Origin of the sequence: Campylobacter sp. RKI_CA19_01122 (genome assembly GCF_025771325.1) — a bacterium.
In the GTDB taxonomy this organism is placed as follows: Bacteria; Campylobacterota; Campylobacteria; order Campylobacterales; family Campylobacteraceae; genus Campylobacter_D; species Campylobacter_D lari_D.
In genome coordinates this window covers 80,015-98,241 of sequence record NZ_JAKMPZ010000007.1, presented here as the reverse complement: position 1 = coordinate 98,241, position 18,227 = coordinate 80,015, and the positions used below count along the sequence as shown (strand labels likewise).

Annotated in this window: 15 protein-coding genes and 4 tRNA genes; 12 read left to right on the top strand and 7 right to left on the bottom strand. The window is 30.1% G+C overall.

Features of this window, described 5'->3' with window-relative positions; translation table 11 throughout:
• On the bottom strand, nucleotides 1-582 hold a 582-nt coding region (locus L8U37_RS05410; RefSeq protein ID WP_263661590.1), incomplete at its 3' end, for a cache domain-containing protein.
• A gap of 151 nt (nucleotides 583-733) precedes the next feature.
• Here L8U37_RS05410 and L8U37_RS05405 point away from each other — a divergent pair.
• From L8U37_RS05405 to L8U37_RS05390, 4 genes are all read left to right on the top strand, one after another.
• Nucleotides 734-808: transfer RNA gene (locus L8U37_RS05405), tRNA-Gly, on the top strand.
• A 9-nt stretch (nucleotides 809-817) separates the two neighbouring features.
• A tRNA-Leu gene (locus L8U37_RS05400) sits at nucleotides 818-906 on the top strand.
• Nucleotides 907-922: 16 nt separating this feature from the next.
• A tRNA-Cys gene (locus L8U37_RS05395) sits at nucleotides 923-996 on the top strand.
• A 36-nt stretch (nucleotides 997-1,032) separates the two neighbouring features.
• Nucleotides 1,033-1,120, top strand: a tRNA-Ser gene (locus L8U37_RS05390).
• A gap of 74 nt (nucleotides 1,121-1,194) precedes the next feature.
• On the opposite strand, the gene ilvD is transcribed toward L8U37_RS05390, so the two are convergent.
• Nucleotides 1,195-2,871, bottom strand: coding sequence for a dihydroxy-acid dehydratase (gene ilvD, locus L8U37_RS05385; protein WP_263728755.1), 1,677 nt, complete (start codon nucleotides 2,869-2,871; stop codon nucleotides 1,195-1,197).
• Nucleotides 2,872-3,005: 134 nt separating this feature from the next.
• Here ilvD and L8U37_RS05380 point away from each other — a divergent pair, with 134 nt between their 5' ends.
• Nucleotides 3,006-4,358 carry a Na+/H+ antiporter NhaC family protein gene (locus L8U37_RS05380; RefSeq protein ID WP_412174902.1) on the top strand — a complete coding sequence of 451 codons (1,353 nt, stop codon included), beginning with the start codon at nucleotides 3,006-3,008 and terminating at the stop codon, nucleotides 4,356-4,358.
• 24 nt (nucleotides 4,359-4,382) lie between these two features.
• Here the strand turns inward: L8U37_RS05380 and L8U37_RS05375 are convergent, their stop codons facing one another.
• From L8U37_RS05375 to L8U37_RS05365, 3 genes are read right to left on the bottom strand one after another with little or no spacing between them, the layout of a single operon-like run.
• Nucleotides 4,383-4,781 carry a hypothetical protein gene (locus L8U37_RS05375; RefSeq protein ID WP_039629213.1) on the bottom strand — a complete coding sequence of 133 codons (399 nt, stop codon included), beginning with the start codon at nucleotides 4,779-4,781 and terminating at the stop codon, nucleotides 4,383-4,385.
• A 1-nt stretch (nucleotide 4,782) separates the two neighbouring features.
• A complete protein-coding gene (locus tag L8U37_RS05370) occupies nucleotides 4,783-5,757 on the bottom strand; it encodes a phospholipase A (protein ID WP_133319051.1) in 975 nt (324 codons plus the stop codon).
• Nucleotides 5,720-6,319 carry a molybdenum cofactor guanylyltransferase gene (locus L8U37_RS05365; protein ID WP_263659548.1) on the bottom strand — a complete coding sequence of 200 codons (600 nt, stop codon included), beginning with the start codon at nucleotides 6,317-6,319 and terminating at the stop codon, nucleotides 5,720-5,722. The genes L8U37_RS05370 and L8U37_RS05365 overlap by 38 nt, the downstream gene beginning before the upstream one ends.
• 41 nt (nucleotides 6,320-6,360) lie before the next feature.
• Between L8U37_RS05365 and L8U37_RS05360 the strand changes: the two genes are divergently transcribed.
• The 7 genes from L8U37_RS05360 to L8U37_RS05330 are packed head-to-tail and all read left to right on the top strand — an operon-like array spanning nucleotide 6,361 to nucleotide 12,762.
• The gene (locus L8U37_RS05360) at nucleotides 6,361-7,665 is read left to right on the top strand and encodes an NFACT RNA binding domain-containing protein (RefSeq protein WP_263665115.1); all 1,305 of its coding nucleotides are present in this window, start codon (nucleotides 6,361-6,363) and stop codon (nucleotides 7,663-7,665) included.
• 2 nt (nucleotides 7,666-7,667) lie between these two features.
• Nucleotides 7,668-7,988 (top strand): hypothetical protein, encoded by a 321-nt coding sequence (locus tag L8U37_RS05355; RefSeq protein WP_133319048.1) that lies wholly within the window; start codon nucleotides 7,668-7,670, stop codon nucleotides 7,986-7,988.
• An 11-nt stretch (nucleotides 7,989-7,999) separates the two neighbouring features.
• Nucleotides 8,000-8,728, top strand: a complete 729-nt coding sequence (locus L8U37_RS05350) for a phosphatidate cytidylyltransferase (RefSeq protein ID WP_263665114.1) — start codon at nucleotides 8,000-8,002, stop codon at nucleotides 8,726-8,728.
• On the top strand, nucleotides 8,725-9,804 hold the full coding sequence (dxr, locus tag L8U37_RS05345; RefSeq protein WP_133319046.1) for a 1-deoxy-D-xylulose-5-phosphate reductoisomerase: 1,080 nt from the start codon (nucleotides 8,725-8,727) through the stop codon (nucleotides 9,802-9,804). The genes L8U37_RS05350 and dxr overlap by 4 nt, the downstream gene beginning before the upstream one ends.
• Nucleotides 9,801-11,189, top strand: a complete 1,389-nt coding sequence (locus L8U37_RS05340; RefSeq protein ID WP_220566709.1) for a M99 family carboxypeptidase catalytic domain-containing protein — start codon at nucleotides 9,801-9,803, stop codon at nucleotides 11,187-11,189. Before dxr ends, L8U37_RS05340 begins: the two co-directional genes overlap by 4 nt.
• Nucleotides 11,186-12,193: a tRNA (adenosine(37)-N6)-threonylcarbamoyltransferase complex transferase subunit TsaD gene (gene tsaD, locus L8U37_RS05335; protein ID WP_263661599.1), complete on the top strand. Its 1,008-nt coding sequence runs from the start codon at nucleotides 11,186-11,188 to the stop codon at nucleotides 12,191-12,193. Before L8U37_RS05340 ends, tsaD begins: the two co-directional genes overlap by 4 nt.
• Nucleotides 12,190-12,762, top strand: coding sequence for a type II secretion system protein (locus L8U37_RS05330; RefSeq protein ID WP_133319043.1), 573 nt, complete (start codon nucleotides 12,190-12,192; stop codon nucleotides 12,760-12,762). Before tsaD ends, L8U37_RS05330 begins: the two co-directional genes overlap by 4 nt.
• Here the strand turns inward: L8U37_RS05330 and L8U37_RS05325 are convergent.
• Complete coding sequence (locus L8U37_RS05325; protein WP_263728754.1) at nucleotides 12,759-14,438, bottom strand: ShlB/FhaC/HecB family hemolysin secretion/activation protein; 1,680 nt, start codon at nucleotides 14,436-14,438, stop codon at nucleotides 12,759-12,761. The two genes, L8U37_RS05330 and L8U37_RS05325, sit on opposite strands and share 4 nt — an antisense overlap.
• A gap of 10 nt (nucleotides 14,439-14,448) precedes the next feature.
• Nucleotides 14,449-18,072 (bottom strand): filamentous hemagglutinin N-terminal domain-containing protein, encoded by a 3,624-nt coding sequence (locus L8U37_RS05320; protein ID WP_263728753.1) that lies wholly within the window; start codon nucleotides 18,070-18,072, stop codon nucleotides 14,449-14,451.
• Nucleotides 18,073-18,227 lie beyond the last annotated feature (155 nt).

Genomic DNA, 18,227 nt, shown 5'->3' with positions numbered 1-18,227 from the left:
GCGACCCATTATTAATACATCTTTTGCAAAAGTATGCAGGTTGTAATCACCTCCAACTACTGCCAAGAGTTTTCCATTGGAATATATTGGAGCTGTATAAGAAACTGTTATAGAGTCATCTTCTATGCTTTTATAAGGATCTGATACTACAAGTTTTCCCACGCTTTTGGCCTCTTGATACCATGACCTTGTTCTTGCATCAAATCCGGTTTCTTCAGGACTTCTAATAATTCTGTTAGATTGATATAATTTTCCATCGTCATTAAATCCAATATATACTACATTAAAGCCAGCTGCTTCTTTTACTGTTTCTAATATATCAAATAGTTCGCCAGAATTAACCCTTGGATTTTTTTCTACAAATTTAACAATAGAAGCAATGGCATCTCTTTTTGCTCCAGAATATATATTGTATGCTGAATTAACATCAAACATAGTTTTTTTCTGAATTTCTTCTAGATAATAACTAGTGCTTTCTTTAGATTGATAATAGCTAATCATATTAACAACTATTAGTATAATAGCTATTAAAAAACAGGCTATTGTTGTCAATTTATTAGATAAACTGTTAAATTTAAACATACTTGTTCCTTTTTAGTTATTTTTTGGCCGGGTATTTTACTTATAAAATAATTAGAAAAAAATAAAAATTTTTTATCTTTTTGAAAACATATGTAGTTTTTATATTTTTTATGTGCATTTAAGTTTTAATAAGTATAATTTCAACTTTAATGCGGGAATAGCTCAGGGGTAGAGCACAACCTTGCCAAGGTTGGGGTCGCGAGTTCGAATCTCGTTTCCCGCTCCATTATCACCCGCCCGGGTGGTGGAATTGGTAGACACAAGGGACTTAAAATCCCTCGGAATTTTTCTTCCGTGCCGGTTCAAGTCCGGCCTCGGGCACCACTTTTTGGTAACTCAAGGCGACATAGCCAAGCGGTAAGGCATGGGCCTGCAAAGCCTTGATCTCCGGTTCGAATCCGGATGTCGCCTCCAATGCGATGTTAATACTTGATATTTTTATTCTTTTTACGGGAGATGGCTGAGTGGTCGAAAGCGGCGGTCTTGAAAACCGTTGAGGGTCACACCTCCAGGGGTTCGAATCCCTTTCTCCCGGCCACTTTAACATAATTTTTCATATTTTGTTTTACATTTAAAAAGATATTTCTTAATTTCTTTAAGAAATTAAGAAAATTATTCTAAGTCTAAAACCCCGCCTTTGCTAGCATTACTAACAAGCTTTTGATACATTTTAAGCCATCTTGAATTTATTTGCTTATAAGGCATTTTAAAATTTGCTTTGCGTTTAGCAATTTCATCTTGGGCTAAATTTGCATTAATGCTGTAAGTATCTACATCAATTTCTATCTCATCGCCATCTTTTAAAAGCGCTATAAGACCACCTTCTGCAGCCTCAGGAGAAATATGGCCTATGCTAAGTCCTCTTGTAGCTCCGCTAAAACGACCATCTGTTATAAGTGCAACTTTAGCACCAAGCCCCATGCCTGTGAGTAATGAAGTCGGACTAAGCATTTCTTGCATGCCAGGTCCACCTTTTGGTCCTTCATAGCGTATCACGCACACATCGCCTTCTTTAACTTTACCTTTTATAATGCCTTTAATGGCTTCTTCTTGAGAGTTAAAACAAACTGCTTTTCCTTTGAATTTACGCTCGCCCATAATACCTGCAGTTTTTATCACACAGCCTTGCTCAGCTAAATTCCCAAAAAGTATAGCAAGCCCACCTACATTTGAATAGGCATTGTCTATTTTTTTTATAATGTTTTCATCTTTAATATCAGCATTCTCAATGCGATCTTTTAAAGTTTTTCCACTAATATCTAGAGTGTCAAGTTCTAAAATATGGCCTGGTTTTTTAGCTATTTCAGCTATTACCGCACTTACTCCACCTGCTTTGTGTATATCTTCCATATAAACAGTATTTAAAGATGGAGCGATTTTGGCTATATGGGCCACATTAGCACTGATGTGATTGAGTTCTTTTATATCCAAATTTACACCTGCTTCATAAGCAATGGCAAGCATATGTAAGATAGTATTTGAGCTTCCACCCATAGCCATATCAACAACTAAAGCATTATTAATGGACTTTTTAGTAATGATATTGCGAATTTTAAAACGCTCATCTAAGGCAATCTCGCAAATTCTACGCGCAGCCTTTCTTAAAAGCTCTTCTCTTTCTTTGCTAAGTGCTAAAATAGTTCCATTTCCTTCTAGTGCTATACCCATAGCCTCGCATAAAGTATTCATAGAATTTGCAGTAAACATACCCGAGCAAGATCCACCGCTAGGACAAGCTTTGCATTCTATATCTTTTAAATCGTCTTCATCGATTTTTTTAGCCTCATAAGCTCCCACTGCTTCAAAAACAGAACTTAGACTGATTTTTTCTCCGTGTTTATTTACTCCTGCTTTCATAGGTCCACCACTAACGAAAATAGTCGGCACATTAACTCTTAAAGCCCCCATGAGCATACCTGGAGTAATTTTGTCACAATTTGGGATACAAATTAGTGCATCAAGTTGGTGTGCATTCATCACTGTTTCAATAGAGTTTGCGATGATTTCACGACTTGGTAAAGAATAAAGCATACCATCATGCCCCATAGCTATACCATCATCAACACCTATGGTGTTAAATTCAAAAGGAATACAGCCATTTTTTCGGATTTCATCTTTAATGATTTTTGCATATTCATTTAAGAAAAAATGTCCCGGGATGATATCTATATAGCTATTTGCTACACCTATAAAAGGCTTATTAAAATCTTCATCATTTAAGCCACATGCTCTAAGTAAAGAGCGATTTGGTGCTTTTAAGTGTCCTTTTTTGATTGCGTCACTTCTCATTTGTATCCTTTTTTAAAGTAAAAACTATCATTTTATGCTTTTATTTTGCAATTTTTGCTTAAATTTTTTAAACTTAAATAGTATTTTAAAGAAAATTATTTAAAATGTGCAATTATTTTGATTTAAGGAATGTAATGCTTTTAACTAATCCAGTATTTATAGGCGTTTTGTTAATGACGCTTTTGTGTTTTTTTAGGTTTAATGTTTTACTTAGTGTTTTGCTTTCTGGGCTTTTTGTAGGTATTTGGTCTAAATTTATGCATATGGAGCATTTAAGTTTGGTGGATTTTTTTACCCAACTTCCGCAAGCAATGATGGATTCTATGAAAGTTTTAATTGATGGTATGCAAGGGAATTTGCAAACAGCACTAAGTTATATTTTGCTTGGAGCGGTGGCCGCTGCTATATCAAAAACTAATCTAACAGCATATTTGATTAAAATAGTTTCGCATTATATTTCACATAAAAAATACTTACTTATACTTTCTTTGGCACTTATTGCTTGTTTTTCGCAAAATTTAATCCCTATCCATGTAGCTTTTGTGCCTTTATTAATTCCACCTTTGTTGAAACTTTTTAATAAATTAAAAATAGATCGTAGAGCCATAGCTTGTGCATTAACTTTTGGACTTACCACACCTTATATGGTTGTGCCTTTAGGTTTTGGACTTATTTTTCAAACTTTGCTTGTGGATAATTTAAATTCAAATGGGGTGCAAATTAGCCTAGGAGAAGTTTCTCAAACTATGGCTTTTGCGGCTATTTGTATGTTAGTTGGTCTGTTTTTGGCTGTATTTGTATTTTATGCTAAGCCAAGAGAATATCAAGAAGAACAAATTGCCAAAATGGATTTTGAAAATCTAAAAATGAGTAAAAAAGAATGGGGAGTTTTAGCTGGCCTTGGATTGACTTTGATTTTGCAAATTTTAACGCACAATTTACCTTTATCAGGGCTTTTAGGTTTTGTTTTGATGGTAATTTTGGGTGGAGTAGAGTATAACAAAGTTAATTTAGTTTTTGATGATGGGCTTAAAATCATGGGTTATATAGCTTTTGTAATGCTTGTTGCTTCAGGATATGGAGAGGTTTTAAAACAAAGTGGAGGTATAGCTGAGCTTGTAAAAACAAGCGTGCCTTTTATGGAGCAAAGTCACTTTTTAGCTATTTTTATTATGCTAGCTATAGGTCTTTTAATCACTATAGGTATAGGCAGTTCTTTTGGTACTATTCCTATCATCGCTGCCTTATTTTGTCCTATATGTATAGAACTTGGTTTTTCACCTGCTGCGATTATTTTTATTATCGGTGTTGCTGGAGCTTTGGGAGATGCAGGATCACCTGCTAGTGAAACGACTTTGGGAGTGAGTGTAGGGCTTAATGCAGATAAGCAAGGTGATCATATAAAAGATACTTGTATACCAACCTTTTTATGCTTTAATGGCTCTTTGCTTATCTTGGGTAGTGTTATAGCATTTTTCTTAATTTAAAATATTAAAAGTCTAAAAAGGCTTTTAATATTCAAATTCTTCCATATAACCACAATCAATTGTAAGAATTTTCATTTGAAATGATTTTATAAACTCGATTATAGGTTCAACTCCACCATAAGGAAAAGAAATGGGGTAAAAATACAATTTGGCGATATTTTCCTCTATTTTTTCTATGGAGTGAAAATAGTATTCTCCATTTCCTATGCAGTCAAAAATATCATCAAACTCCCAACAATCTTTGCTTGAGAAATATTCTAATTCTTTTTTGCTGTAAAAATTATATATACTTTTATCTGTGTATAAATCTTCTATTTGTAAATTCTCATCTTTTAAGATTTTGATATAATTAAACAAATCGCACAATCTTTTAAAAGACTTTTCATTATTAATGATAAACTTAATAAAGCAAAATTTTTCCATTTTAATACATTAACAATATTCCACTTGAAAGTCTGCTTGAAGATTTATTATACTCAATAAGACTCTCGCCGTATCCGTTAAAATACTGAGTGTAAATATATAAGCCATTGTTAGAAATTTTATAAGCTCCACTTATTTCTACTGCACCGCGGTTATTAGCAAAATTTAAATTATTACGCCACAATATATTGATAAAATAATCATCTTGGGTATAAGCAAGATTAATATCAAAATTACCTAAATATTTTTCTATGTCAGGATTATCATCTTCTGAACTTTTTTCAGGAATTCTTAGCCAAACTCTAGGTATGAACATAAAATCGCCAAAAAACCATGCATTGCTTAGATAAATTCTATTCCATGATCTTGATTTTGGATCATTTTGCCCGTTAGATTCATGTAATAAGCCTATGCGTATATCTTTTAAATTCTCAAAAGCACCATATCCGCTTATAGGAAAGTTGATAAAAAATTCAGGTAAATAGTTTGTTTCTCTAAAAGGAGCAGAATGTTTATAAAGTTGCCACCATGAAATTTGCGTATAGCCTATGTTATAACTTTCATTTAAACCCAAAAGATTTTCAAAAAGAGTTTTTTTAAGGCTTACTTGAAATTTAGTTTCAGTGCTTTTATAATCTCTCTTGCTAAAACTATAAGAAACAGGCATAAAATAGCTAAGATTATGCGTGCTAATACCAAAGGGATTGTATGATTTTTCTGTGCCAAGGTAGTTTGCTAAAGCTTCATTTTTTGGATTAATATCATCTAATTTTTTCTCTTTGGATGTATTTTGCTCAAAATTAAAAGACTTTTCTAAACTTGCTTCTTTTTGTTTTTCTTTTAAAGCTAAGCTTTTATAAATTTGCATAGCTTTTTTGTACTTACCTTGATTTTCATATTCTAAGGCTTGATTGAATAAATCCTCATTTGCTAAAGCACTAAAAGCACATACTATGGGTAGAATTGTCTTTTTCATGAAGCCACTTTTTATATTCTTTAAAATAATTTAAATTTATAAACTCATTATCATCTTCAAATTCTATAAATTCTGCTTTCATTGTATCACAAAAAAGGGCTAATTTGTGATTGTTTTCTTGTAAAAATTGCAAAGTTTTTTCAAAATTCCTACTATGATAAAATCCACATAAATAATGCTTGTGTTTTTTTGTGCTTGCTAAGAGTATATTTTGTGATTTTAGATGATCAAAAAGCTTGTAAAAACTTTCTTTGTTTATGTTTGGAGTATCCACGCTAAGGATAAATACATAGGTATTTTTAAAATGTTTAAGTATGGAATTTAAGGCAATGAGTGGAGAGTAGTTGTTTAAATCCTCATCTAAAATAAGTGCTAAGTTTTTTTGATGAAATTTATCTTTTTTGCTGCTAATAAAAACTTGATTAAAAATCCTTGACATTTTTTCATATTGATAAAGAGTTAAGTTTTTATTATCTACTTGTAATAAGCTTTTATCTTCTCCCATACGCGAAGATTTTCCACCACATAAAATCACACAAGGATAGGGAATTTTTTCACTCATAAAAACCTCATAAATTCATCAAAATATTTTATAATACATTTATGAAATATACAGATTTAATACAAATAAAAGATTATTTTAAACAATTTCAAAGACTAAATTATCTCAAACGCCTTGATGATAATATCTTAGAGCTTAGCTTAGACCATCAAGCTTTTATACTAGACTTAACGCGTGGAAAAAGTGGAATTTACCAAGATAAACTCCAAGCAAAAGTCTATAATGCACCTTTTGATTTTATGCTAAAAAAATACTTCTCTAACGCAAAGATTTTAAATTTAGAAGTATTAGAAAATAATAGAATTTTATCTTTTGAAGTTTTATCGGAAAAATCTTATAAAGCTTATGGGGCTAAGATTTATTTTGAATTTACAGGAAAAAACACTAATGTAATCATCACAGACGCTGATGATATTATTATAGAAGCTTTGCGTCATATAGATAAAAGCTACCGCGTTGTAAAAATAGGCGAAAAACTCCAAGCTTTAAAAGCTTATGAGATAAAAGAAGAATTTGTAAAGATTGATGATTTTAATGTGTATTTTAAAGAAAGTGCTAAAAAGTTACAGCAAGAGCGCATAAAAGATATTAAAGAAAATAAACTTTTAAATATAGATAAAAAAATCTTTACTCTTAAAGAGAGTATAGAAAATTTAGAGCAAGAAAGTAATTTATTAAAAAAAGCTCAAGAATTAAGCCAAAAAGCAGATGTTTTATTTGCTAATTTAAATTCTTTAAAAGATTATCAAAGAGAATTTATTTTGCAAGATTTTAATGCAAATGAGCTTGCTTTTAAGCTCGAAGATACACCTAAAAATAGTGCGAATGAATTTTATAAAATGGCTAAAAAGCTAAAACAAAAGGCTAAAAATATCAATATAGAAAGAGAAATTTTAAGTGAAAAACTTGATTTTTTAATAAATTTAAAAGACTTAATTGCTAAAAGCACTTCTTTGAGAGAATTAGAAGTTTTAATGCCTAAAAAAACAAAAAAAACAAAAAAAGAAGAGTTAAATGCAGGGGTTAGTAGCTTTTATTTTGATGAGTTTAAAATCAGCGTAGGACGCAATGAAAAAGCTAATGAGTATTTATTAAAAATAGCTAAAAAAGATGATATTTGGCTGCATGTGAAAGATTATCCTAGTGCACATGTGATCATTACTTCAAATAAATTAAAAATAAGTCAATTAGTGCTAGAATTTGCAGCAAAGCTTTGTGTGGAATTTTCCAAGCTAAGTTCTGGAGTTTATTTGGTCGATTATACTAGTAAGAATTTTGTAAAAATAAAAGAAAAGGCTTTTGTAAATTATACAAATTATAAGACTTTAAGCGTTTTAAAGGAGTAAGTATGCCTATAAGTCCCATAGGTGGTATTCATTTTGCTAACCAAAATGCACCAGTACATTCAGCACAAGCTAGTAATGAATTGGCAAAAGATTCTTTTGCAACTTTGGTAAATATGAGTGAATTTCAAGCAAAAGAAAAGGCGGTTGAAAAACTTGAAAAAGTTAATCAAACTCATGAAGTAAGCGATGAGGTAAAAGAAAGGCAAGAGGAAGAAAAAAAGCATTCTAAACATCATCAAGAACAAGAGCAAGAAGATGAAGATGAACAAGAGGGGCAAGAAGTAGTTAAAAAAAGTTCTCATTTGCTTGATTTAAGTATATAGAAAGGATAAAAATGTTTTCAAAGACAAGAATTCTTAGTGCTATTGTGATGATAGCTGTGATAGCTGTTGTTGCTTTGGTGGATAATTTTTTGATTAATTTTGCGATTTTTGGTGTTTTATTGTTTTTGGCATTTAATGAAGCAAAAACTATGTTTAAAAGCAAACATGCAAGTGTTTTTGTGGCTTTGTGTGTTTTTGCAATAGGAGCATTTTTAGATAAACCTTTCTTTATAGGCCTCTTGGCTTTGATTTTGATTTTAGGATATTTAGTTTATAAAAAAAGTGAAAATTTAAATGAACTTATGCCTTATATATATCCTACTTTGCCTATTTTAATGCTTTATCAAGTATTAAGTTATGAGGGTATGTTTGTATTATTTTGGCTTATAGTGATTGTCGTTGCTTGCGATAGTGGGGCGTATTTTATAGGAAAACTAATTGGCGAGAGAGCTTTTTCTCTAACAAGTCCAAATAAAACCTTAGAAGGTGTTGTAGGTGGCATTGTTTGTGCGGGGATTTTAGGAACCATCATAGGCTCTTTTGAATTTAGCTTGATAAAAAGTATTTATATATCTTTAATCGTAGCTATTTTTGCTGTGATAGGGGATTTGCTTGAGAGTTATTTTAAAAGACAAGCAGGTATTAAAGATAGTGGTAATTTAATCCCAGGGCATGGGGGAGTTTTAGATAGAATTGATGCTGTTATCATTGCAGCATTTGCAATGGCAACTTTAGTATGATCGTACTTGGAAGCACGGGAAGTATAGGAGTTAATACTCTTTTTATTGCTAAAGAGAAAAACATAAACATAGAAGCCTTATCTTGCGGTAAAAATATCAAGCTTTTAAATGAGCAAATAGCTCTTTTTAAGCCTAAATTTGTATGTATACAAGATGAAAAAGATAAAACCTTAGTTGATCATGATAGGATTTTTTGTGGTCAAGAGGGTTTAAAAGCGATGATAGCTGAGTGCAAAAGTTCTTTAGTGGTAAATGCTATAGTAGGTTTTGCAGGCTTAAGTTCAAGTCTTATGGTGCAAAAGCTTGGTAAAATTTTAGCCTTGGCAAACAAAGAAAGCTTAGTAGTAGCAGGGAAATTTTTTGACACTTCTAAGATTAAAGCCATAGATAGCGAACATGCAGCACTAAAGTGCTTGATAGATAAAAGAAAAGATATTAAAAAACTTTTTATCACAGCAAGTGGCGGGGCCTTTTATAATTATAAAATCAAAGATTTAAAAAATGTCAGTGTAAAAGAAGCTCTTAAGCATCCTAACTGGAGCATGGGAGCTAAGATCACCATAGATAGTGCTAGCATGTGTAATAAACTTTTTGAAATTATCGAAGCTTATCATCTTTATGGTATTAAACAAATAGATGCTTTGATAGAAAGAAAGTCTTTAGTGCATGCTTTATGTGAATTTAAAGATGGTGGTATGAGTGCATATTTTTCTCATGCAAATATGCGTTTGTCTATAGCTCAAGCTATTTTAGATGAGCATGAACAAAGCTTTATAGAAAATTTGGATTTGTTAGCTATGCCAAGTTTAAAATTTGAAAAAATTAGTTTAAAAAAATATCCTATATTTTCACTTAAAGATGAGCTTTTGAAAAAGCCTGACTTGGGTGTGATTATAAATAGTGCAAATGAATATATGGTGTATCAATTTTTAGCCCAAAAAGCGCAGTTTTTAGACATAGCCAAGGGTATTTTTAAAGCATTGGATTATTTTGGTGTGCCAAAGATTAACCAAATTGAAGATGTTTTTGAGTATGATAAGCAAGTTAGGCTTTATTTAGATAAGGAAATGAAGTGAGATATTTTTTAAGTATTTTGATTTTTATAAATGTGGTTTTTGCTTTAGAGTTTAGCGTTAAAGAAAATGGAAAAAGTTTAGATGATAATAATACGGTTTTAATCCTTGGAGGTATACAAGGAGATGAGCCAGGTGGGTTTCATGCTGCTAGTTTGCTTTTGAGTGATTATAATATCACTAAAGGTAAAATTATTGTCGCACCAAATTTAGCTTTTGAAAGTATTATTGCTAGAAATAGAGGAAATTTTGGAGATTTAAATAGAAAATTTGCCCATATAGATGAAAACGATCCTGATTTTCACACTATAGAGCGCATAAAAAAGCTTATTTTGGAACCTGAGGTAAATATGGTTATAAATTTGCACGATGGAAGTGGATTTTACAGACCTCAATATGAAAGCAAAGATAAAAATCCAAATCGCTGGGGCAATACTAGTATTATTGATCAAAGTGAGGTAAATTCTACTAAATATGCAGATTTGGAAAATATTGCTAAAGAAGCAGTGGAAAATATCAATAAAGCTTTGGTTAAAGAAGAACATCAATATCATTTAAAAAACACCAAAACCCAAGAAAGCAATGATAAAGATATGCTAAAGGCTTTAACTTATTTTGTGGTGTCAAATCACAAAGCAGCCTTTGCTAATGAAGCGAGCAAAAATTTGCCAACGCATTTAAGAGTATATTATCATCTTTTGGCGGTGGAGTATTATCTAAAAAAGGCAAATATAGAATTTCAAAGAACTTTCGATTTAACTCCAAATGGAGTTTATAGAGCTATTGAAAAGCCTTTAGAGGTAAAACTTTTTAATGATAAAATTTTACTTTATCTTGATAAACCTGCTAGTGCTATAAATTTTTTACCTTTTCCTATTAATCAAGCTTTAAATTATGAAGCAAGTAATGAGATTACTGCAGTAATTTCCAATGCTAACTCATATTCAATCAATTATGGCAATCGCTTGCAAACAAGATTGTATCCTGAATATTTTGAATTTTCAAATGCTCTAGATAGTGTTGAAGTGATAGTAGATGGAAAAAATATACAAACAAATTTTGCTCAAAAAATTATGGTAAAAGATAATTTTAAAATACCTTCTATAGCAGGTGTAAGAGTTAATGTTATAGGTTTTGATAGAGGTGTTGATGAAAGTGATATTGTTATAAGCAAAAACCAAATGCAAAGCCGTTATTCTTTGGATAAAAAAAGAAAAATTTACAGAGTAGAATTTTATGAGCTAAAGAATGCAAATTTAGCCGATCAAGTTTTAGAAAGAAAGACTAATTTTAAAGAAATTAAAAAAGCAAATATACCTGCAAAAGCCATAGAAAAAGCAGAACAAAAAGATAAATTTATCGGTATGATTTTAGTGGAATTTCAATGAGAGATTTGATTCTTGCCATAGAAAGTTCTTGTGATGATAGTTCTATTGCTATCATTAATAAAAATAGCTTTGAGTGTATCTTTCATACAAAAATTTCTCAAGAAAATGCCCATAGTGCTTATGGAGGGGTGGTGCCCGAGCTTGCCGCAAGATTACATAGTGAAGCTTTACCTAAGATTTTAAAAAGATGCCAAAAATACTTTGATAAACTTTGCGCCATAGCAGTTACAAATGAACCTGGCCTTAGTGTGAGTTTGATAGGTGGGGTAGCTATGGCTAAAATGCTTGCTATTAGTTTAAATTTACCGCTCATTGCGATTAATCATCTAAAAGGGCATATTTATTCTATGTTTTTAGATAAAAAAGCTAATTTTGATATGGGTGTATTGCTTGTAAGTGGTGGGCATACTATGGTGCTTTTTATTAATGAGCAAGGTAAAATCACAGAATTAGCAAGAACAACCGACGATAGCTTTGGAGAAAGCTTTGATAAAGTAGCAAAAATGATGGATCTTGGCTATCCTGGCGGAGCTATCATAGAAAATTTAGCTAAAAATGTAAAAGAAAATGATTTAGAATTTAGCATACCCTTGCTTCATTCTAAAGATTTAGCTTATAGTTTTTCAGGACTTAAAAACCAAGTGCGTTTGGAAATTTTAAAAGAAGAATTAAGTTTGGAGCGTAAAAGTAAAATTGCCTTTGCATTTCAAAAAGCAGCCATAGCTCATATTTTAAACAAGTTAGAAAAAATTTTTAAAGAGTATAAATTTAAACGCTTTGGTATAGTAGGCGGAGCTAGTGCAAATTTAAGCTTAAGAAGTCAAATAGAGCATTTATGCCAAAGTTATCAATGTGAGCTTTTGCTAGCTCCGCTTGAGTATTGTTCGGATAATGCTTTGATGATAGCAAGGGCAGCTTGTGAGGCTTATGAGCGTAAAGAATTTGTAAATATAGAAGATGATCTTATAAAGCCTAAGGTAAAAAACTTACAAGGCATATTATGAAAAAAGCTTTTACTATTATAGAGCTTGTGTTTGTAGTAATTATACTTGGAGTTTTAGCTGCGGTTGCTCTGCCAAAATTTAGCACAAGTAAAGATGAGGCAAGTGTAGTTCAAGCTTTGGGAAATTTAAAAATTTTTATTAATGATATAAGTGCTTATATATTAAAAAATGAAAGTCTTTCAAATATAGCTTTAATGAGCAATGTAGCAAATATAAAAAATGAAGATTTATCAACTTTGCAAAATTCCACCAAAGAGCTTGATTTTAGTGTGGGAAATGATGAGCAGTGTTTTAAAGTGCTTTTTGTAGATAAAGAAAGTGTTTTGCTTTTAGCGCTTATGGTAGATAATGCTCAAAAAAGCAAAGCCCAAAATATAGCAGATTTAAAAAATCAAGCTTTGAAAGATCCTAAAAATCAAAGCATAAAAACTCAATTAGATGAGGCTTTAAATGCTTTTAGTCAAAGTGAATTTGCAAGCACTTCAAAATCTAAAGCTTGTCAAGGTCTAATCCACTCTAAAGCTTTTAAAGATTTAGCTACTAGAGTGTATTTTCTAAGTGGTAGTTAAAAATACACCCCTCCACTTAAATACAATTTCATTCTATGTTCATCATCATATTTATACTGATGAACTGCTCTTGCTGCATCAAGTTTTATATAATACTCATTAGCTTTATTATAAAGTATTTGTAAGCCTACTGCATCTAAAAAATGCTCATCTGCTAATCTATCCCCTGAAGCTTTTTCATACCAAGCATAACCTATATCATAAAAGGGAGTAAAATAAAAATTAGTATTTGGTATATTTATTCTTATACCAAAGTTAGCTACTATGGTATTATCTCCATCACCTTCTCCATTATCATAAGCTCTTACCCCATAAGCTCCACCTAAAGATGAACTCTCAGAGGAATCTAATTCAAAATTCCCTAATACCTTTTGATAGTTTATATTTAAAGTATGAGTAATGTATTCATTAATACTATAATAATTATTCAAACTAGCATTGAGTTTTCTAAACCAACCCATGCCATTACTATTATTTTTATAATTAGTGCCTAAAAAATTAACCCCATCGTCATAGACCTTGCCTAGGTTGATTTTGGTACTATAAATAAAAGTGTTATGAAAATTTCTAAATAAACCTTCTAAACCCATACTACCTACATTAGAATGCTTATTAAAAGTTAAAAATCCAGCACTTGTATCACTAAGTATTTTATGATAAATACTTGAAGTAAAGTAAAATGATGAATTGGTATTAATCCACACAGGATAAGAAAAGTCTATACCGAAATTTCTAGAAGTACCATAAAATCCGGCATTTTCATAATCTTCTCCCAAGGAATAATTTCCTTTTGATACACTTGGAGTAATTTTTAAATTTCCTAAAAAGAAAGTATAACTAGCCCCATAGTTAATTTGTTTTTCATTGCTTGATTGTAAGTAAAAATTATAATAATCTCCCATATTAAATATAGAATTAAATCCCATGCTGATGCCTATTCTATATTTACCAGAACTTTCAATACCATAATTATCAGCATATAATAATACATTAGCCTTAGTATCAGGAACTACTTCTATAACTACATCAGTTTCTCCTACATTCTCTCCTGCTTGTAAGCCTGCTAGGGTTTGTACTCCATACATTTCATTGACTTTATATGCGCTATCTTCTATTAATTTAGTGGAGATAATTCTACCTTTAAGTTTTTTATCTAATTTATCTTTTATGAAATGATCTTTGATCGAGGTTTTGTTTTCTATTATGTGTTTTCCAAATACTCCTAAAGCAATGTTTAGTTCTATATTGCCATCTTCAAAATTTTGTTTTGGAATAAACACTGTTGCAGCAGGATAGCCATTAACTTGGAAATAATAAGCAACAATATTTGATACATCTTGCAAATCTTGGATATTAAATTTTTTCTGTTCATAATTTAATATGAGATTATGTAATTCCTCTTCTTCAATTCCTAAATTTTCAAAATCAATTCCTTTGTTTGTGATGTGAAAATTATAGTGAGTAAGTATTTCTTTTTCATAATGTTCTTGGTGTGTATTTATGATTTCTCTAGCATCTTGAAATTTTTCATAATTTTGTTCGGTTTTTAAATTTTCTTTTAAAGCTTTGTTTTGTGGTATATTTCTATCAGGGGATAATTCTATTATTTTTATATTGTCATTTGTAGCTCGTAAAGCACATGCTAAGATTAAGGTGCAAACAATAATCTTATGCATTTAACTTTCTTTAATTAGCACAAGGGTTCATAGCTTTAAACCCATCACTTACAATACAAGTTTTTTTACGAGCTTCTATATCAAGTTCCCCAATTTCTTTGATTATTATTTCATCTTTAACTAAATCATCTCCTAAAGAATTAAATAAAAATAAATTAGCAATATTGTCATTAATCATTGCAGGATAGTTTTGACTATTGTTTAGACTTGATTTTGCTTGATTGTTTTCTAGTGTAGGAATGCTAGGAATACTAGGTGTTAGATCAGTCCAAGGTAAATCAGGTTCAACAGGAATACTAGGTGTTAGATCAATGCTTTCTAAAATAGGTTTATATAAGTCATATTGATAATCTCCCATTATTAAAAAACTACCTTTATTGTGTTGATATTCTATTTTATTTTTAATTTCTGCTAATCCTAATTTGGAAGCTATTGTTTCTTGTTGTTTTTCTAGCATATTGATATTTTTAAGTAATTGAGCTAGCTTATTAGGATCTAGTGAAGAATTGTTTTTTATATAGTCATTATAAGATTTTTCTGCTATTTGAAGTTGTAATTTTATATTTTCCAATTCTTTTAGAAGTTGTTGTGAATTTAAAACTATATCTTTTAACTCTCCTTTTAGAATTTCTAATATACTTATTTTTTTCTCAATTGTTTTGTCTATATTTGATTTTATATTGTTTTGATAAAAATCTTTTACACCTTCTTCAAATTTATCATTATTTGCATTATTTAATCCGTTGTTTTGATAAGCCATTATAAAATCTAAACTTTGAACTATCTTCAAGGCTTGTGATTTATTATTTGCTGTATCTTTGATGAAGTATTTTGCCACAAAATCTACTTTTTCATCTTCTGTCATTAGATTATAATCTTTTTCTGCTAACATATCCAATAAAACATCAATATATATTTTATAATGCTGATTGATAAGATCCGCTAGAATTTCATTTTTGATGACATCTTCATATAAATCATCTTTACTGAGGATGGCTTCTTCTTGTATGATATTGTCTATATTTGGGTAATTAATTTCTATTTTATTTGAAAAATCTGGTTTTTTTGGTAGTTCTATAATAGGTCTTGCTATTGTATTATCTTTACTTAAAAAATCTTCAAATTTTAAATTTTTATTATCATCATTATAGGTATGAATATTAATTTTCATATCTTTCCATAATTTTAAGTCGCTAAAAACATCATTAAAATCATTTTCATGATGATAAATATGTATATTCTTAAAAGCTAAATTTACATTTTTATCGTTATAGGCACTAATAAATTTTCCACTTAAATTTTTACCATCACTTGCAAAAGATTGTATTTGGGAGTCATTTTCAAAAAATAAATATATATTTTTAAAATCTAAATTAAATTTTTGAAACATTGAACGCCCTTCAATATATCCGATAAACCCAGCAGCATTGGCAAAGTCTTTTTGTCCATAAGCTTGTATATTTTTTATATCATATATGCTTATGTTAGAAAAACTTCCTTTACCTTCTTTTTGAATCCATCCTGCAAAACCTCCAACATTTACCATTCCGCTTTTGTCTTTTTCAATCTTGCCTGAAATAGTGTCAATATTTTTTATTGTGATATTTGAAAGAGATAAATTATCACTTCTATATCCTTCTATTTTTCCTGCAAAGCCACCACTTGCAGCACGAGTGCCTTCCATGGAGTTGTTATTAATGCTTTCTATTTTTTCAGCTTCTATGCTAATATTATCAAAAACACCTCCATTAGCAAAACCTACAAACCCGCCAGCATAAGCATTTCCTGTATCAAAAAAATCTTCTTCCAATGAGCCATCTTTGTTATCTTGACTAATGCTTTTTACATTTTTAACACGCACATTGATGTTTTTAAAATAAGTATCACCAGAATCAATACTTCCTACAAACCCGCCAGCATAAGTATGGCGTAAAGTAGTAAAAGTGGAGGTTATGTTGTTTATATCTAAATTTATATTTTCAAGATCAGCATAGCCTATATTACCTGAAAAACCACCTGTAACAAAGCCTCCATTAATTTCATCAATTTGTCTTATATCGATATTGCTAAATTTTCCTCCCCATACTTCTCCGGCAAAACCACCCGTATATGTTGCTTTTGTTGTTTTATCATTAATAATTTTATTTATTTGTGATATGTTTATATTTTCAAATTTTCCATTGTTAATTCCACCTACAAAACCTCCAATATGTGATCTATTTTCAAGGCTAATACCGCTGATTTCTCCTATTGATTTTATATCAATCTTGTTAAAGTTAGCACCATTAACATATCCTATAAAACCTCCTGCGTAGAGGTTGTTTTTATTTTGTGTAGAGATTTTAGAGATATTTTTTAACTCTATATTTTCAAATTTACTACCACCACTTGCATGTCCTACAAAACCTCCAGTATACATTGAGTTTGATAGAATAGAATTATCGTTATAATTAATTATTATATTTTTAAATTCAGAACCATTAGCATTTCCAAATATACCAACATATCTTAAAGAATCTGATAATACATTTGTATCTATGAATATATTTTTTAAAGCAAAATTTTGTCCGTCAAAAATTTTATTATAAAAGCTATTATCTTCTATAATTTCCCAATTATCATTGTAAATAGGATCTTTATATCCTACTATCATATTGGTGCAACCATATCCTTCTATACAGTAATTTGCATAGTTTTTTCCTTTAAAATCTATATCATTTGTTAGTCTGTATTCGGTAGCTGTATTTCTAAAATCTTTTTTATTTTCATTCCAACCTTTGGCAAAATGCCACCAATCAACATCTGAAGATATTCCTACAAAATCATATATGTTAAAAGAGTTATTATTATGTTTTATATTTTGAAAATCAGCTTGTTTAAGTTTATCAAAAACTGCAAAAGAATTAGGATCGTAGTAATATCCACTAGCATTTAAATATATAGAACCTCTTTCTTTAGCGCTTACTTCTAATTTTGATAAAGAATTTGCGTTTATATTTGATGTATCAATGTCTATTTCGTTTCCTATAAGTTTGATGTTTTTTGAGTTGATTTTGGTTAATAAATCATTTGAATTTTTAATATTTGAATTTAACAAAATTTTATTTCCTATAAAGACAACTTCTTCAGCGTTAATATTTCCCATATTAACTACATTGCCATTGTTTTTATCTAATTTTATAATGGGTGATTGTATGGTGTTTGTTTTTCCATTTGCAAATTTTTGTATTTCATCAGAACTTATTGATGAGGTTGAAGCCACAAAGCGATTAGCATTGATAGTTCCTGTTTTAGTTATGATTACTCCATTAGGATTGATTAAAAAGACATTATTGCCACTTGCATTTAATAAACCTTCTATGGTGGATTTACTTGTACCATGAGCAATGTTTAGGTAGTTTTTGTTAGAGCCATTAAAATTTACACTTTCATTTTTGCCTATGCTAAATCCCCCCCCCCATTGTATTACAGAATTTTGCCCATTTCCGTGGATATTCATATGATTATCATTTATGCTAATAGAACCACTAGTTCCATGTGTAAATTTACCACCACTAGGTAGCGCTAGACTTTGATCAAATAAGATAGAAATAACAATACCAGATAAAAGAATATGGTTAGAAAAACTAGACATCAGCTATCCTTAAATAATTATTAATATCAATATGTAATTTTTAAATATATTATAACAAAATTTATTTATAGTTAAATAAAAATAAATAAACATAAACAATATAAATAATTTATTATGCATATTTTTGTTATATAATTTGCTTTTAGAGTTAAGGT

What these genes read in the sequence shown, in the direction of transcription:
- tsaD (WP_263661599.1), top strand. Translation starts at nt 11,186, where the DNA reads ATGAGAGATTTGATTCTTGCCATAGAAAGTTCTTGTGATGATAGTTCT.
- L8U37_RS05355 (WP_133319048.1), top strand. Translation starts at nt 7,668, where the DNA reads ATGCCTATAAGTCCCATAGGTGGTATTCATTTTGCTAACCAAAATGCA.
- L8U37_RS05380 (WP_412174902.1), top strand. Translation starts at nt 3,006, where the DNA reads ATGCTTTTAACTAATCCAGTATTTATAGGCGTTTTGTTAATGACGCTT.
- L8U37_RS05370 (WP_133319051.1), bottom strand. Translation starts at nt 5,757, where the DNA reads ATGAAAAAGACAATTCTACCCATAGTATGTGCTTTTAGTGCTTTAGCA.
- ilvD (WP_263728755.1), bottom strand. Translation starts at nt 2,871, where the DNA reads ATGAGAAGTGACGCAATCAAAAAAGGACACTTAAAAGCACCAAATCGC.
- L8U37_RS05360 (WP_263665115.1), top strand. Translation starts at nt 6,361, where the DNA reads ATGAAATATACAGATTTAATACAAATAAAAGATTATTTTAAACAATTT.
- L8U37_RS05350 (WP_263665114.1), top strand. Translation starts at nt 8,000, where the DNA reads ATGTTTTCAAAGACAAGAATTCTTAGTGCTATTGTGATGATAGCTGTG.
- L8U37_RS05325 (WP_263728754.1), bottom strand. Translation starts at nt 14,438, where the DNA reads ATGCATAAGATTATTGTTTGCACCTTAATCTTAGCATGTGCTTTACGA.
- L8U37_RS05330 (WP_133319043.1), top strand. Translation starts at nt 12,190, where the DNA reads ATGAAAAAAGCTTTTACTATTATAGAGCTTGTGTTTGTAGTAATTATA.
- L8U37_RS05365 (WP_263659548.1), bottom strand. Translation starts at nt 6,319, where the DNA reads ATGAGTGAAAAAATTCCCTATCCTTGTGTGATTTTATGTGGTGGAAAA.
- L8U37_RS05320 (WP_263728753.1), bottom strand. Translation starts at nt 18,072, where the DNA reads ATGTCTAGTTTTTCTAACCATATTCTTTTATCTGGTATTGTTATTTCT.
- dxr (WP_133319046.1), top strand. Translation starts at nt 8,725, where the DNA reads ATGATCGTACTTGGAAGCACGGGAAGTATAGGAGTTAATACTCTTTTT.
- L8U37_RS05375 (WP_039629213.1), bottom strand. Translation starts at nt 4,781, where the DNA reads ATGGAAAAATTTTGCTTTATTAAGTTTATCATTAATAATGAAAAGTCT.